Raw genomic sequence first — 16,190 nt, forward strand, 5'->3', positions numbered from 1 at the left:
TAGTCTGCGCGCCCATGGACAACGCGCAGGGCGACGGTATCGATGAAGGAGACTGGGGACGACTTCACGTCACGCGCGCCTGCTGTGGTGCAGGCGTTTGCAGGAACTTCGCTCCAGAGCTCCTGGGCGAGGTCGCGCCCGCGCACTGGGGAGCCATGGACGGCGACGTCCGGCGCCGCGGCCCCGCCGTGCTCGCGGGCACCTATGAGGACGGGGCCTTCACCGGCATCCTGCGCCAGCCCCGGAGCCGGGCCGACCTCGAGGCGGCGCGCTCGGCGGTCGCCGCCTGCCCCGTTCACGCCTTGCGCCTCCGATCGCCGCCGCCATCCGGCGCGCGGCCCGGCGCGGTCGGCGCCCCGTTCCACGCCTGGCCGCGCCGCATCGAAGAGGACGTCTGGGCCCTCGGCCACCCCGCGCGCGAGAACGCGGGCGCGACGGCCTACTTCATCGAGCGCCCCGGCGGCGGCGTGCTCGTCGACCTGCCGAGCCCGACCGAGGCCGTCTTCCGTTTCCTCGAAGAGCGCGGCGGCGTGCGGTGGATCTTCCTCACCCACCGTGACCACACCGCGCACCACGCCGAGTTCGCGGCCCGCTTCCCTGGGTGTCGCCGCGTCCTCGCCGCCGCGGACGTGAACCCGCGCGGCGCCGGGCGCAATCCGGCCACCTCCGAGGTGGAGATCCAGCTCAGCGACCGCCTCGATCCGATGACCCTCGACGGCTCGCCGCTCGCCGACAGCGACCTCGCCGGCGCCGAGCTCGCCGTGCTCTCGCAGCCCGGCCACACAGCGGGCTCGATGTGCCTGCTGTACCGGGGCCGCTTCCTGTTCACCGGCGACCACCTGGCCTACTCGCGCCGCATCGGCCAGATGATGGCGTTCCGGCTCCAGTGCTGGAACGACTGGGAGCGTCAGATCCGCTCCGTTCGCCGCCTGGTCGCGCTGGCGGACGCTGGCCACCTCCGCTTCGCGTGGCTCCTGCCCGGCCATGGCGAATGGCACCGACTCGAAGGCGACGGCGGCGCTCCCGCGGCGGCCGCCGAGCTCGGGCGGGCGCTCGCGTGGATGGAGCGGCAAGCGCCTGGCCACGTCCCTTTCTTCCGGTTCATCCCCTGGCTGCAGAGCCGCTCGTACCCCGGCACCCGCCTCGCGCGCGCGGTGCACGCGATCGGCGGCGATGGCCCCGGGAGCGAGGCCTGGGTGCTGCCGCGCGCCGCCCGCCCGTACCTGCCCGATTACCGGCCGGAGAAGGCCGCCGCCGCGTGGCTGCGGGTCTCCCTGGTCGCCGTGACGGCGCTCGGGGCCGCGGCGGCCGCCGCCCGGCTCGCCGCGCGCGCGGCGGGGGCGGTCGCGAAGAGGGGGGCGTGAAGCGGCGGCCGGCGCTCCGATCGTCGCAGCGCCGGGGCAGGGGATCGAGGCGCCGCCGCGCCGGCCTGCGCGCTCAGCCGGCCGCGCCGCCTCGGTCGTCCTGTCGTAGCAGATACGATGTCTCGGGGTTCTCCCGGCGCCAGATCACGTTGTCCATGAAATAGTGGTGGATGTTCACGAACACGAAGACGGCCGCGAAGTACGGCGTCGGGCCCAGGTCGGACATCGCTTCGCCGTCGCTCGAGCTCAGCACGAGCGCGCCGTGCGCGCCGTCGAAGAGCGCGGGTGCGCCGCGGAACACGACCCACCCGAGGCCGACGGCGGTCGCCGCCAGGATCCCGAGGCGCAAGCCGGCAGGGCGCCCGAACAGCGGCGGGCCCTCGGCGTCGCGCGCCTCGTTCCGCTTCATGAGCCAGACGAAATACAGATACTGAACGGAGTGGAGCGCCGGGATCACGTACACCATGAGCCGGTCGAGGCTCGAGTAGACCGTCCAGAGCCAGATCGTGATGAGGAAACCGGCCAGCGGCGCGAGCGGCGGCAGGCGCCGCTCCATGCGCCACCTGCGCGCGAGCACCCAGAGCAGCGCGAGCGCGCTGAGCCCGAACGCGAGCCCGGTGACGGGCTCGAGCGCCGGCGGGTGCGCGAGCGACGTGTAGACCACGCCTTTCTCCTCGACCTCCCTGCCTGGATCCGCCGGGCTCGCCCACGCGTACGCCCAGGCCGCGAAGCAGTGCGCGAGGATCACCTTGCGCTCCAGGGGACCGAACCGGAACCCACGCCGCGCCGAGAGCACCGTCAGCACGCCGAAGCCCTGCTTCACGTAGTGCCAGCCCACCAGGAGGAACATGAGCTGGATCATGAAGCCCATGGACCGCGCCGAGCCGGTCGAGAGCGCCCCGATCGCCCACGCGAGCAGCGCGGCCGGGACCAGGAGGCCGGCCAGGATGTAGCGGGCCCGCTGCGCCGGGGCGAACGCGCCGCCGAACGCGCGGCGCCTCGCGTCCTTGTAGAACAGCAGGTACGTCACCGCGAAGTGAGGATCGTTGATCACGGACGCGGCGTGGAACGTCAGGAAGCCGATCGCGAGCTCCGCCGCGTCGAGCCCGACGGCCCTGCGGGCGAGCCACGCGAGCGGGAAGAGCACGAGCGTCGCGCCCCCGACGAGCAGGAACTCGGCGAGCTGGGCGCGCAACGCGGCTCGACGCGGCGTCGCGACCGGGACTGGCAGCGTCGCGCCCGCGCTGGTCATGCGCCGAAGCTACCACACAGGGGCGCCCGTACGGCGCGCGCCGCAGATCGAGCTCCGGCCCGAGGGCGAGCTTGATGCGGTGCGCTGTCGGCTTGAGGGGGGTCGCGGGGCGCCGTGGCCTCCCTCCCTCTTCGATCAATAAATGACGAGATCTCTCGTCACAAATAAATGACAGATCGCTCGCCGCAAATAAATGACAGATCCGATGTCGCGCCGACGCCGGCGGCATCGAGGGCGTTCGGCGCGAAGCGGGCGCCGCTCCTCGTCCAGCTGTGCTATTCCGCGATCATGCGGAGTCGATCGTGAGCCTGGGCGACCTGGTCGACGACGTCCCCGAGGACCCGCTCATCACCGGCGCGGTCCGGCGCGCGCTCGTCGCCTATGGGGCGGTCCTCCCCGCAGATGTCCTCCGTGACGTCGAGATGCTCGCCACGAGGACGCTGTTCGTGCACCCGCTCGGGATCTCGTTCGTCGCCCGGCTCGCCCCCGGGATCCGCGTCGAGGTGGACATGGGCGACGATCTCGCCGAGCAGGCGCAGCAGGGGTTCGCGGTCGGCGAGATCATGATCTCGATGATGCGCGTGCTCCGCAGGCGGTCGCGCGAGCGGGGCGAGCGTCGCTTCTTGATGCCCGAGACGCCGATGCTCATGCTGCAAGCGTTCCTGGGCTACTTCAGCCCGGACCCGGCGCTCTGGACGATGGGCGACGACGCCGTGCGCGGCGCGCTGGATCGCCTCTGCGAGGCCGTCGTCGGCCTGTTCTTCACGGGCCTCGTCGTCGATGTGCTGGAGAGCCCCTCGTCGCTCGACGACTGGGGGGAGACCGGCCGCGCGCTCTCCGCGGTGCTGCCGGCCATGACCGCGGCGCTTCACGGCGCGAGGGCCCGGCTGTCCAGGCGCGACCGGCACGCGCTGGAGACCTACGACGCCTGCGGCTGGGATGCGGCGCGGCTCGAGCGCCGGCTGGGCGGCGGCCCGGAGCCCGCCCGGCCGGCGTTCTTCGCCCTGGGCGCGGCGCTCGCCGCGGAGCTCCGCGCCTCGCCGGCGAGCTGACCCCGCGTGGTCGTGAGCGCGCGCTCCCTCGCCTCACTCCGCCCCTTCCGTTTGCCGCGCGGGCAGCCACATGCGCACCGTCGTGCCCTCGCCCGGCGCGCTCTCGATACGGATGCTGCCCTGGTGCTCCTCGATGAACCGGTGCGTCAGCGACAGCCCGAGCCCGGTCCCTTGCCCGGGCGGCTTCGTCGTGAAGAACGGCTCGAAGATGCGGCTCAGGTCCTCGGCGCGGATGCCGCAGCCGTGGTCGTGCACATCGATCTCCACGCCGTGGATGTCCCCGCGCGGCCGCGGGCGAGCCTCGACCACCACGGCGCTGCCGTGCGGGCTGGCGTCGAGCGCATTGCCTATCACGTTGAGCAAGGCCGACTCGAGCTGCGATGCATTGACGAGCACCTCGGGCAGCGCCGATGAGTTGCCGTCCGTCTCGAGGTGGACCCTGCGCTCGCGCGCCCGCGGCGCGGACAGGTCGACCGCGCGGCGGAGCGCCGCGCGCACGTCGCACGGCTCCCGGCCGATCGGCTTGCCGCGCGCGTACTCGAGCAGCGCCGTCACGAGATCCGAGCACCGGATCGCCTGCCGCTCGATGGTGCCGAGCGCCTTCAGGAGCGAGGCCTCGTCGGGCAGGCCGTGCCCCTTCCGGTGCCGCCTGAGCAGCAGCTGGGCGTTCATCAGGATGGCCGACACCGGGTTGTTCATCTCGTGCGACAGCCCCGCCACCAGCGTCCCTATCGCCGCCATCTTGCCCGCCTGGAGCAGCTCCTGCTGCGCCTCCGAGAGCTGCTCCAGCGCCGCCGCGAGCTCGTCGTTCTTCGCCGCGAGCTCCAGATAGGCGCGGTGCAGCCGCTCCGCGGCGCGGACTCGCGCCCTGAGCTCCAGGGGGTCGAACGGCTTGCTCATGTACTCGTCGGCGCCGACGTCGAGCCCCCCCACGGCCTCCGCGCCGCTCGCCCTCGCCGTCAAGAGGAGGACAGGGATGTCCCGGAGCGCGGGATCCCCCTTGAGCCGCCTGACCAGCTCGAATCCGTCCATCTCCGGCATCATCACGTCCGAGACGATGACATTGGGCCGCTTCGCCGCGATCGACTCGAGCGCTTCCCGGCCGTTCGTCGCCAGGACGATCTCGTGTCCGGCCGACAGGATGTCCGCCAGGTACGATCTCATGTCCGGGTTGTCTTCCACCACGAGCACGCGCGGCCCCTCCGCGCCGCCGCCGGCGCCGGGCGCGCCTGCGGCGGGCGCCGGGGGCACCTCGAAGCCGCGGAGATTGACGGACGACGGGGGAGGCTCGGAGGTGCCCGCGCCGTCGAGCGATCGCGGCGGCTCGGGCGCGGCGGTCGCCCGCCGCGCTGCCAGGAAATCCGCGGCGCGCGGGAGCCGCACGAAGAAGCGAGAGCCGACCCCGGGCTCGCTCTCCACGCCGACCGCGCCGCCCATGAGCTCCGTGAGCTCCTTGGCCAGCGACAGCCCGATCCCCGTCCCCTCGTGCTTTCGCGTCGCCGAGGCGTCGATCTGCTGAAACCGTTGAAAGAGCAGGTGTCTCCTGTCCGCCGGGATGCCAGGGCCGGTGTCCTCGACCGAGAGCTCGAACAGACCATCGAGCGCCCGCAGGTCGACGGTGACGCGCCCGCCAGGCGGGGTAAACTTCAGCGCGTTGCCCAGCAGGTTGAGCGCTATCTTCTCGAGCTTGCGCCGATCGGCGGGGACCCTCCGCAGCTCGGGATCCACGCGAATCGAGAGATCGAGCCCGCCGCGCGCCGCCGCCGGGCGAGCCTCCTCCACCATGTCCGAGACGAGCTCTCCGACGTCGACGGCCTCCCAGTCGATCTGCATCTTGCCGGCCTCGATCTTCTGATGATCCAGGACATCGTCGACCAGCCGGCGGAGCCGCCGCCCGCTGCGCTGGATGAGCTCGAGGTCCGCCCGCACCCGCGGCGAGAGCGGTTCGTCCCGGCTCGACAGGAGCGACTCGAGCGGTCCGAGGATGAGGGAGAGCGGCGTCCGGAGCTCGTGGCTCATCACCGTGAGGAACTCTCCCTTTGCGCAGGCCGCGGCGTCCGCCGCCTCCTTGGCCTTCTGGAGCTCGATCTCCATCCGTTTGCGCTCGGTGATGTCCGCGTAGATCCCGAGGATCCCCGTCACCTCGCCCCGTTCGTCGCGGATGGGCACCTTGCTGGTGAGCAGGAACCGCTGCTCGCCGTCCGGGCGCAGCAGCGGCTCCTCGACGTCGAGGATCGGGGTGCCACCCTCCATGACCTCCCGGTCGATGCGCACGAAGCACTCCGCGTTCTTGCTGCCCCATACGTCGAAATCGGTCTTGCCGACGAGGTTCTCCAGCTCCTTCGTGTTGGTGTCGTTGAGGAAGTTCTGATTTCCCCCGAGAAACCGTCCGTGACGGTCTTTCCAGAAGATGGCATGGGGGACGTTGGCGATGACGTACTTGAGCACCGCCTGCTGATGGTCGAGGGGCTCCGGCGTCCATTCCTGCGCGGCGGTGCCAGTCGGGGCCTCGTCCGGCGGCGCCACACGGGGTGTCCGCGCGCGTGCTTCGCGCGTGCGACGGGCCGCGAGGAGCCTGCTGATCTTGGCAGAGAGGCGGTAGAGACGTCTCATCGTCGTATCGTCACAGGAGCATAAGGCGAGCGCGGGCGACATCAAACCTGCTCAGCACCGGGACGCCGCGGTCGAGCGCGGGCGGTCGTGTAAAAATGACACCCGAGCAGGCAGGCGCGTCGGATCCGCCGCTCACCTCGCCGCCGGGCGCTGTGGTAGCGCCCGGTGTCGGTCCCGTCGAGCCCTCCCGGCGGCGCTGGCCTGCGCGTCGCTGGCCTCGTCGCACAGGCCCTGAACGCCACCAGCCCTGCACCGGCGCCCGCGCGGTGAGCGCCGCGCTGCGGTGAGCGTCGCGCTGCGGTGCGCGCCGCGCTGCGGTGCGCGTGACAGTCACGAAACAAAGGCGCGGTGCGTCACGAGGGCGCGTCAGGCGCAGAGGAGCCGAGGGAAAGCGCTTTCATCGCCTGGTCAACGGGTCCGTCCCGCCGTTGCGCCGTGACCGAACCATTACCGCGGGCCGCTCACGACGGGTGTTATAGAGGCCGTGCTTGTCATTAGGAGGCAGCCCAGCATGATTGAGGATCCGCAGGTCATCCGCAGCGCCGGCCTCCAGCCGATCGGCATCTGGCGCAGCGGGCCCTGGCTCCCCGCGTTCACATCGACCGATCTGCGGGAGGCCGTCTCCTGCGTGCGAGAGCCGGTGCACGTGGTGCGTGAGACGCCGGAGGGGCGCGTCGGCGTGTCCCGCGGCGGCGCTGTCCTCCGCGAGGATCAGGTCAACGGGGTCCCGACGTTCCCGCTCCTCGGAACGCTGCCCGCCCTGTACCCGGAGTGGCTCGGAGACCGCTCCTTCGTCGAGGTCCACGGCCTGCGCTTCCCGTACGTGGCCGGCGCGATGGCGAACGGCATCCACACCACGCGGCTCACGATCGCGATGGCCAAGGCAGGCATGATGGGGTTCTTCGGCGCCGCCGGGCTCGGGCTGCGCCGGATCGAGCAGGCGATCGACGAGATCTCGGCGGCGCTCGGCACGGACGGCCCCACCTGGGGCTGCAACCTCATCCACGCTCCGAACCAGCCCAGGCTGGAGAGCGACACGGTGGAGCTCTACCTGAAGAGGGGAGTCCGGCGGGCCGAGGCGGCCGCCTACATGGGCCTGAACCCGATGGTCGTGCGGTTCGCCTACAGCGGCGTCAAGCGCTTGCCCGACGGCCGCGTCGACCGGAAGAACCACCTGTTCGCGAAGATCTCGCGCCCGGAGGTCGCCGCGCGCTTCCTGTCGCCCGCGCCGGCCGAGATCCTCGATACTTGCGTTCGCAACGGGTGGCTCACCCGCGACGAGGCGGAGCTCGCGCGGAGCCTCCCGGTCGCCGAGGACATCACCGTGGAAGCGGACTCCGGCGGTCACACCGACAACCAGCCCCTCGTCGCGCTGTTCCCGGTGATCCTCGGCGTCCGCGACGAGCTCGCGGCGAAGTACGGGTATCACCGGCCGATCCGCGTCGGCGCCGCCGGCGGCCTCTCCACGCCGGAGTCGGTCGCCGCCGCGTTCGCGCTCGGGGCGGCGTACGTGCTCACGGGCTCGGTCAACCAGTCGTGCATCGAGTCGGGCCTGTCCGACGAGGGCAAGAAGATGCTGGCCCAGGCCGATCTCCCGGACGTGGTGATGACGCCGGCCGCCGACATGTTCGAGCTCGGCGTGCAGGTCCAGGTGCTCAAGCGCGGCACGATGTTCGGTGTCCGCGCGCAGCGGCTCTACGACCTCTACGTCGCCCACGACTCCATCGAGTCGCTGCCCGGCGACGTGCGCGCGCGCATCGAGAGGGAGCTGTTCCAGATGTCGTGCGACGAGGTGTGGGCGGGCTGCGAGCGGTTCTTCGCCGAGCGCGACCCGGCCGAGCTCGAGCGCGCCGCGCGCGAGCCGAAGCACAAGATGGCGCTGATCTTCCGCTGGTATCTCGGCATGTCCAGCAAGTGGGCGATCGCCGGGGACCCGAAGCGCCGCGCCGATTACCAGATCTGGTGCGGCCCGGCCATGGGCGCGTTCAACCGCTGGGTCAAGGGGTCGTTCCTCGAGGACCCGGCGCGCCGCACCGCGGTCCAGGTCGCGCGCAACCTGCTCGAGGGCGCGGCCGTCGTCACGCGAGCGCAGCAGCTCCGGACGTACGGCGTCCCCGTGCCGAGCGCCGCATTCCACTTCACTCCTCGCCCGCTCGCCTGAGCGCCTGACCACCTGCCGAGGTCCTCATGCATCCTTCGTCTTCGCGTATCCCGCACATCGCCGTCGTCGGCGTCAGCGCCATCTTCCCCGGCTCGCTCGATGCGCACGGCTTCTGGCGCGATATCCTGTCCGGGACAGACCTCATCACGGATGTCCCGAGCACCCACTGGCTTGTCGAGGACTACTACGATCCCGACCCGTCCGCCCCGGACAAGACGTATGCGAAGCGCGGCGCCTTTCTCAAGGACGTGCCGTTCGATCCGCTCGAGTGGGGGGTCCCGCCCTCGATCGTCCCGGCGACGGACACGACGCAGCTGCTCGCGCTGATCGTGGCGAAGCGGGTCCTGGAGGACGCGGCGCAGGGGCAGTTCGAGTCGATGAGCCGCGAGCGGATGAGCGTGATCCTCGGCGTCACCTCCGCGCAGGAGCTGCTCGCCTCGATGGTGAGCCGGATCCAGCGGCCGGTGTGGGCGAAGGCGCTCCGGGATCTCGGGTATCCGGAGGACGAGGTGAAGCGCGCCTGCGACAAGATCGCGGGCAACTACGTGCCGTGGCAGGAGTCGAGCTTTCCGGGCCTGCTCGGGAACGTGGTGGCCGGGCGCATCGCGAACCGGCTCGACCTCGGCGGGACGAACTGCGTGACCGACGCGGCGTGCGCGTCGTCGCTGTCGGCGATGTCGATGGCGATCAACGAGCTGGCGCTCGGCCAGTCCGATCTCGTGATCGCGGGCGGCTGCGACACGATGAACGACGCGTTCATGTACATGTGCTTCAGCAAGACGCCCGCGCTGTCGAAGTCGGGCGACTGCCGGCCGTTCTCCGACAAGGCCGACGGCACGCTGCTCGGCGAGGGCATCGCGATGGTGGCGCTCAAGCGGCTCGACGACGCCGAGCGCGACGGGGACCGGGTCTACGCGGTGATCCGCGGGATCGGCTCGTCGTCGGACGGGCGGAGCAAGAGCGTGTACGCGCCGGTGCCGGAAGGGCAGGCGAAGGCGCTCCGCCGGACGTACGCCGCCGCCGGGTACGGCCCCGAGACCGTGGAGCTGATGGAGGCGCACGGCACCGGGACGAAGGCCGGCGACGCGGCCGAGTTCGAGGGCCTGCGGGCGATGTTCGACGAGTCGGGGCGCGAAGACCGCCAGTGGTGCGCGCTCGGCAGCGTGAAGTCGCAGATCGGCCACACCAAGGCGGCGGCCGGCGCGGCCGGCCTGTTCAAGGCGATCATGGCGCTGCACCACAAGGTGCTGCCGCCGACCATCAAGGTCGACAAGCCGAACCCCAAGCTCGACATAGAAAAGACCGCTTTCTATCTCAACACCCAGGCGCGGCCGTGGATCCGGCCGGGGGACCACCCGCGGCGGGCGTCGGTGAGCTCGTTCGGCTTCGGCGGCTCGAACTTCCACGTGGCGCTGGAGGAGTACACGGGCCCGGCGCCGAAGGCGTGGCGGGTGCGGGCCTTGCCGGCGGAGCTCTTCCTCCTGTCGGCGGACACGCCGGCGGCGCTCGCGGATCGCGCGCGGGCGCTGGCGAAGGAGGCGGAGGTGCCCGAGATCCTGCGCTTCCTGGCGCGGGAGTCGGTGCGCTCGTTCGACGCGTCGAGGCCGGCGCGGCTCGGGCTGTGCGCGACGGACGAGGCGGATCTCAGGAAGAAGCTCGAGCAGGTCGCGGCGCACCTCGAGGCGAGGCCGGAGCAGGCGCTCTCGGCGCCGCTCGTGCACTGCGCGAGCGGGGAGGCGCCGGGGCGGGTGGCGTTCCTGTTCCCGGGGCAGGGGAGCCAGTACGTCGGGATGGGCGCGGACGCGCTCATGACGTTCGACCCGGCGCGCGCGGCCTGGGACGCGGCGGCGGGCGTCGCGATCGCGGACGCGCCGCTGCACGAGGTGGTGTTCCCGCGGCCGGTGTTCTCGGACGAGGACCGGGCGGCGCAGGAGGCGCGGCTCCGCGAGACGCGGTGGGCGCAGCCGGCGATCGGCGCGACGAGCCTCGCGCACCTCGCGCTGCTCGCGGCGCTCGGGGTGCGGGCCGAGGCGTTCGCGGGCCACAGCTTCGGCGAGATCACGGCGCTGCACGCGGCCGGCGCGCTGTCCGCGGCGGACCTCCTGCGCGTGGCGCGGCGGCGCGGGGAGCTGATGGGCGCGGCGTCGTCGGAGCGGGGCGCGATGATCGCGGTCCCGCGGGGGATCGACGAGGTGCGGGCGCTCGGCCTCGGCGGCGTGGTGATCGCGAACCACAACGGCCCGAAGCAGGTGGTGCTGTCGGGCTCGGTCGCGGCGATCGAGGCCGCGGAGGAGCGGCTGAAGGGCGCCGGGATCCAGGCGCGGCGCCTCGACGTGGCCGCGGCGTTCCACTCGCCGCTCGTGGCGGAGGCGAGCGCGCCGCTCCGCGAGTTCCTGGCGGGCATCGCGGTCGAGGCGCCGGCGGCGCCCGTGTACAGCAACGCGGAGATCGAGCCGTACGCGGGCGGCGGCGACGCGGCGCGCGACCGGCTGGCGCGGCAGCTCGCGGAGCCGGTGCGGTTCGTGGAGGAGATCGAGCGGATGTACGCGGACGGCGTGCGCACGTTCGTCGAGGTCGGGCCGGGCTCGGTGCTGACGAACCTGGTCGGCGACATCCTGAGCGGCCGGCCGCACCGGGCGGTGGCGCTCGACCGCAAGGGCAAGCACGGCGTGACGAGCCTGCTCGAGGCGGTGGCGCGGCTCGCCGTGGCCGGGGTGCCGCTGGACGCGCGGGTCCTCTGGGAAGGCTTCGCGGCGCCGAGCGATCCGCGGGCGCTGCCGAAGCCGAAGCTGGCGCTGCAGATCAACGGCAGCAACTACGGGAAGCCGTACCCGCCGCAGGGGGGCGCGAAGGCGCTGCCGGCGGCGAGCCCGCCGCGGGCGGCGCAGAAGCCGGCGCCGGAGGCGGCGCGGGCGGTGGTGAGCGCGCCGCGGGCGGTGGTGAGCGCGTCGCAGCCGGTGGTGAGCGCGTCGGCGCCTGTGGTGAGCGCGCCGGCGCCGGCAGTGAGCGCGTCGGCGCCGGCAGTGAGCGCGTCGCGGCCGGCAGTGAGCGCGTCGGCGCCGGCAGTGAGCGCGTCGACGTCTGCGGTGGCGAGCGTGTCGGCGCCTGTGGTGAGCACGTCGCGGCCGGCAGTGAGCGCGTCGGCGCCTGCGGTGAGCACGTCGCGGCCGGCAGTGAGCGCGTCGGCGCCTGTGGTGAGCACGTCGCGGCCGGCAGTGAGCGCGTCGACGGCTGTGGTGAGCGCGTCGCGGCCGGCGGTGAGCGCGTCGTGGCTGGCCGCGTACCAGGAGGCGCAGCGCGCCACGGCGGAAGCCCACAGCGTGTACCAGCGCACGATGGCCGAGAGCCACATCGCCTTTCTCCAGGCCGCCGAGGCGTCCTTCTCAGGGCTTGCCGCGCTGGCGACCGGCGCTCCGTACCCGGTCGCCCCGACGACGGTGTCCGAGGTGCGGCCTGCGCCGGTTCTCCTCGCTCCGGTGCATGCGGGGCCTGTCTCGGAGGCGTCCGTACGGCCTGCAGCGGCGCCGACCGCGCGCTCCGAGGGCAGGAGCAGCGTGGCCCTGGACGGCCTGAACGGCGCAGGCGGGGAGCTCCCCACGCCTGTCGCGCTGCCGGCGCAGGCGGCGCCTGCCGTGACCGCGAAGGCGGCAGTTGCAGCGCCCGCCGTGACAGCAAGAGCGGTCACAGCGGCGCCTGCTACGGCTGTGAAGGCCGCAGCCGCGGCGCCAGTGGCAGTGTCCACGGCCGTCACCGCGCCCGCGGCCGCCGTGGTAACGCAGGCGGCGGTCGCCGCTGCGCCGCGTGTCGATATCGAGCGGTTGGTCCTCGACGTTGTCGCGGACAAGACGGGATACCCCGTCTCCATGCTCGGGCTGCAGATGGAGCTGGAGAGCGATCTCGGCATCGACAGCATCAAGCGGGTGGAGATCCTGTCCTCGGTCCGTGACCGGACGCCCGGGCTGTCGGAGGTCGACGCGTCGGCGCTGGCGCAGCTGCGCACGCTGGGGCAGGTCGTCGACCACCTCCGCGCCTCGCTGCCGGCCGCCGGGCCGGCCGCCAGCGCCAGTCCGGCTACCGCCGCGCCCGCGGCGAAGGCATCCGCCGTCGCGGCGCCTGCCGTCGCTTCTGGCGCGGCGCCTGGCGCGGCCGAGGTGGAGCAGGTGGTGATGGCGGTCGTCGCGGAGACGACGGGCTACCCGGCGGAGATGCTTGGGCTGCAGATGGAGCTGGAGAGCGACCTCGGCATCGACAGCATCAAGCGGGTGGAGATCCTGTCGGCGGTCCGCGACCGGACGCCGGGGCTGTCGGAGGTGGATGCCTCGGCGCTGGCGCAGCTGCGCACGCTGGGGCAGGTCGTCGACCACCTCCGCGCCTCGCTGCCGGCCGCCAGCGCCGGCCCGGCCGTCGCCGCGCCCGCCGCGAAGGCTCCTGCCGTCGCGGCGCATGCAGTCGCGTCCGTCGCGGCGCCTGGCGCGGCCGAGGTGGAGCGCGTCGTGATGGCGGTCGTCGCGGAGACGACGGGCTACCCGGCGGAGATGCTGGGGCTGCAGATGGAGCTGGAGAGCGACCTCGGCATCGACAGCATCAAGCGGGTGGAGATCCTGTCGGCGGTCCGCGACCGGACGCCCGGGTTGTCGGAGGTCGACGCGTCGGCGCTGGCGCAGCTGCGCACGCTGGGGCAGGTCGTCGACCACCTCCGCGCCTCGCTGCCAGCCGCCGGGCCGGCCGCCAGCGCCAGTCCGGCTGCCGCCGCGTCCGTACCGAAGGCCTCCACCGCTGCGGTGCCTGCCGTCGCGTCCGTCGCGGCGCCCGGCGCGGCCGAGGTGGAGCGCGTCGTGATGGCGGTCGTCGCGGAGACGACGGGCTACCCGGCGGAGATGCTGGGGCTGCAGATGGAGCTGGAGAGCGACCTCGGCATCGACAGCATCAAGCGGGTGGAGATCCTGTCGGCGGTCCGCGACCGGACGCCCGGGTTGTCGGAGGTGGATGCCTCGGCGCTGGCGCAGCTGCGCACGCTGGGGCAGGTCGTCGACCACCTCCGCGCCTCGCTGCCGGCCGCCAGCGCCGGCCCGGCCGTCGCTGCGCCCGCCGCGAAGGCTCCTGCCGTTGCGGCGCCTACCGGCGTGTCCGGCGCGACGCCCGGCGCGGCCGAGGTGGAGCGCGTCGTGATGGCGGTCGTCGCGGAGACGACGGGCTACCCGGCGGAGATGCTGGGGCTGCAGATGGAGCTGGAGAGCGACCTCGGCATCGACAGCATCAAGCGGGTGGAGATCCTGTCGGCGGTCCGCGATCGGACGCCGGGGCTGGCGGAGGTCGACGCTTCGGCGCTGGCGCAGCTGCGCACGCTGGGGCAGGTCGTCGACCACCTCCGCGCGAGCCTCGGTCCCGCCGCTGTCACCGCCGGCGCTGCCCCGGCGGAGCCCGCCGAGGAGCCGGCCTCCACGCCCCTCGGCCGGTGGACGCTCGTCGAGGAGCCGGCGCCCGCCGCCGGCCTCGCGATGCCCGGCCTCTTCGACGCAGGCACCCTCGTGATCACCGGCCACGACGCGATCGGCCCCGCGCTCGTCGCGGCCCTCGCGGCGCGCGGGATCGCCGCCGAGTACGCCCCCGCCGTGCCCCGCGGCGCGCGCGGCGCCGTGTTCCTCGGCGGCCTGCGCGAGCTGGCCACGGCCGACGCGGCGCTCGCCGTCCACCGCGAGGCGTTCCTCGCTGCCCAGGCGATCGCGGCGAAGCCGGCCCTCTTCGTCACGGTCCAGGACACCGGCGGCGACTTCGGCCTCGCGGGCTCGGACCGAGCCTGGGTCGGCGGGCTGCCGGGCCTCGTGAAGACCGCGGCGCTGGAGTGGCCCGAGGCGTCCTGCCGCGCGATCGACCTCGAGCGTGCCGGCCGGTCCGACGGCGAGCTCGCGGAGGCCATCGCCTCGGAGCTCCTGTCCGGCGGCGTCGAGCTCGAGATCGGCCTGCGCGCGGACGGCCGGCGCACCACGCCGCGCAGCGTCCGGCAGGACGCGCAGCCCGGGCCGCTCCCCCTCGGGCCGTCCGACGTGGTCGTGGCGAGCGGCGGCGCCCGCGGCGTCACCGCGGCGACGCTGATCGCGCTCGCCAGGGCCAGCCACGCGCGGTTCGCGCTGCTCGGCCGCACCGCGCTCGAGGACGAGCCGGCCGCCTGCCGCGGCGCCGACGGCGAGGCCGCGCTCAAGGCAGCGCTCGTCAAGGCGGCGACCTCCGCGGGCCAGCGGGTGACCCCGGCCGAGATCGGCCGGAGCGTCGCGAAGATCCTCGCGAACCGCGAGGTCCGCGCGACGCTCGACGCGATCCGCGCCGCCGGCGGCGAGGCCCTCTACGTCCCTGTCGACGTGAACGACGCGCGGGCGGTGGCCGCGGCGCTCGACGGCGTGCGCGGCGCCCTCGGCCCCGTCACGGCGATCGTCCACGGCGCCGGCGTGCTCGCCGACAAGCTCGTCGCCGAGAAGACGGTCGAGCAGTTCGAGCGCGTGTTCAGCACGAAGGTCGACGGCCTCCGGGCCCTGCTCGGCGCGACAGCGGGCGACCCGCTCAAGGCGATCGTCCTCTTCAGCTCGATCGCCGCGCGCGGCGGCAACAAGGGGCAGTGCGACTACGCGATGGCGAACGAGGTCCTGAACAAGGTCGCGGCCGCCGAGGCAGCCCGCCGCCCGGGCTGCCGGGTGAAGTCGCTCGGCTGGGGGCCCTGGCAAGGCGGCATGGTGAACGCGGCGCTCGAGGCCCACTTCGCGCAGCTCGGCGTGCCGCTCATCCCGCTCGCCGCGGGCGCGAAGATGCTCCTCGACGAGCTGTGCGACGCCTCGGGTGATCGCGGCGCGCGCGGGCAAGGCGGCGCCCCGCCCGGCGCGGTCGAGCTCGTGCTCGGCGCGGAGCCGAAGGCGCTCGCGGCCCAAGGCCACGGCGGCCGGGTCGCGCTGGCCGTCCGCGCGGACCGCGCGACGCACCCCTACCTCGGCGATCACGCCATCAACGGCGTGCCCGTGGTGCCTGTGGTGATCGCGCTCGAGTGGTTCGCCCGCGCCGCGCGCGCGTGCCGGCCGGATCTCGTCGTGACCGAGCTCCGCGACGTGCGGGTCCTGCGCGGGATCAAGCTCGCGGCGTACGAGTCCGGCGGCGAGGTGTTCCGCGTCGACTGCCGCGAGGTGAGCAACGGCCACGGCGCGGTGCTCGCGGCGGAGCTGCGCGGGCCGCAGGGGGCGCTGCACTACGCGGCGACCATCCAGATGCAGCAGCCCGAAGGGCGCGTGGCCCCGAAGGGCCCGGCCGCGCCGGAGCTCGGCCCGTGGCCCGCCGGCGGCGAGCTGTACGACGGCCGCACGCTCTTCCACGGCCGCGACTTCCAGGTGATCCGGCGGCTCGACGGCGTGAGCCGCGACGGGATCGCGGGGACGGTCGTGGGCCTCCGCGAGGCCGGCTGGGTGGCCCAGCCGTGGAAGACCGATCCGGCGGCGCTCGACGGCGGGCTGCAGCTCGCGACGCTGTGGACGCAGCACGTGCTCGGCGGCGCGGCGCTCCCGATGTCCGTGGGCGCGCTGCACACCTTCGCGGAGGGGCCGTCCGACGGCCCGCTGCGCGCGGTGGTGCGCGGGCAGATCGTGGCCCGCGATCGCACGAAGGCCGACATCGCGTTCGTCGACGACCGCGGCTCGCTCGTCGCGGAGCTGCGCGACGTGCAGTACGTCCTGCGCCCCGACACGGCGCGCGGCCAGGCGTGATCGAGGCCA

At 73.6% G+C, this 16,190-nt stretch carries 6 protein-coding genes; 4 read left to right on the plus strand and 2 right to left on the minus strand.

Annotated elements, in window-relative coordinates; all coding sequences use genetic code 11:
- The first annotated feature begins 14 nt into the window (after window positions 1–14).
- A complete protein-coding gene (locus WMF34_RS04360) occupies window positions 15–1,364 on the plus strand; it encodes an MBL fold metallo-hydrolase (RefSeq protein ID WP_437992499.1) in 1,350 nt (449 codons plus the stop codon).
- 73 nt (window positions 1,365–1,437) lie between these two features.
- Here the strand turns inward: WMF34_RS04360 and WMF34_RS04365 are convergent, their stop codons facing one another.
- Window positions 1,438–2,616 carry a hypothetical protein gene (locus WMF34_RS04365; RefSeq protein ID WP_437992500.1) on the minus strand — a complete coding sequence of 393 codons (1,179 nt, stop codon included), beginning with the start codon at window positions 2,614–2,616 and terminating at the stop codon, window positions 1,438–1,440.
- Between the two features lie 302 nt (window positions 2,617–2,918).
- On the opposite strand from WMF34_RS04365, the gene WMF34_RS04370 reads away from it, so the two are divergent.
- Window positions 2,919–3,668, plus strand: coding sequence for a hypothetical protein (locus WMF34_RS04370; RefSeq protein WP_157906441.1), 750 nt, complete (start codon window positions 2,919–2,921; stop codon window positions 3,666–3,668).
- Between the two features lie 33 nt (window positions 3,669–3,701).
- Here WMF34_RS04370 and WMF34_RS04375 read toward each other — a convergent pair whose 3' ends face one another.
- On the minus strand, window positions 3,702–6,281 hold the full coding sequence (locus WMF34_RS04375) for an ATP-binding protein (protein ID WP_437992501.1): 2,580 nt from the start codon (window positions 6,279–6,281) through the stop codon (window positions 3,702–3,704).
- Window positions 6,282–6,792: 511 nt separating this feature from the next.
- On the opposite strand from WMF34_RS04375, the gene WMF34_RS04380 reads away from it, so the two are divergent.
- Window positions 6,793–8,442: a PfaD family polyunsaturated fatty acid/polyketide biosynthesis protein gene (locus WMF34_RS04380; protein WP_437992502.1), complete on the plus strand. Its 1,650-nt coding sequence runs from the start codon at window positions 6,793–6,795 to the stop codon at window positions 8,440–8,442.
- A gap of 26 nt (window positions 8,443–8,468) precedes the next feature.
- Complete coding sequence (locus WMF34_RS04385) at window positions 8,469–16,181, plus strand: SDR family NAD(P)-dependent oxidoreductase (protein WP_437992503.1); 7,713 nt, start codon at window positions 8,469–8,471, stop codon at window positions 16,179–16,181.
- Window positions 16,182–16,190 lie beyond the last annotated feature (9 nt).

Origin of the sequence: Sorangium sp. So ce145 (assembly GCF_051525985.1) — a bacterium.
Classification (GTDB): domain Bacteria; phylum Myxococcota_A; class Polyangia; order Polyangiales; family Polyangiaceae; genus Sorangium; species Sorangium cellulosum_B.

What these genes read in the sequence shown, in the direction of transcription:
- WMF34_RS04360 (WP_437992499.1), top strand. Translation starts at nt 15, where the DNA reads ATGGACAACGCGCAGGGCGACGGTATCGATGAAGGAGACTGGGGACGA.
- WMF34_RS04365 (WP_437992500.1), bottom strand. Translation starts at nt 2,616, where the DNA reads ATGACCAGCGCGGGCGCGACGCTGCCAGTCCCGGTCGCGACGCCGCGT.
- WMF34_RS04375 (WP_437992501.1), bottom strand. Translation starts at nt 6,281, where the DNA reads ATGAGACGTCTCTACCGCCTCTCTGCCAAGATCAGCAGGCTCCTCGCG.
- WMF34_RS04380 (WP_437992502.1), top strand. Translation starts at nt 6,793, where the DNA reads ATGATTGAGGATCCGCAGGTCATCCGCAGCGCCGGCCTCCAGCCGATC.
- WMF34_RS04385 (WP_437992503.1), top strand. Translation starts at nt 8,469, where the DNA reads ATGCATCCTTCGTCTTCGCGTATCCCGCACATCGCCGTCGTCGGCGTC.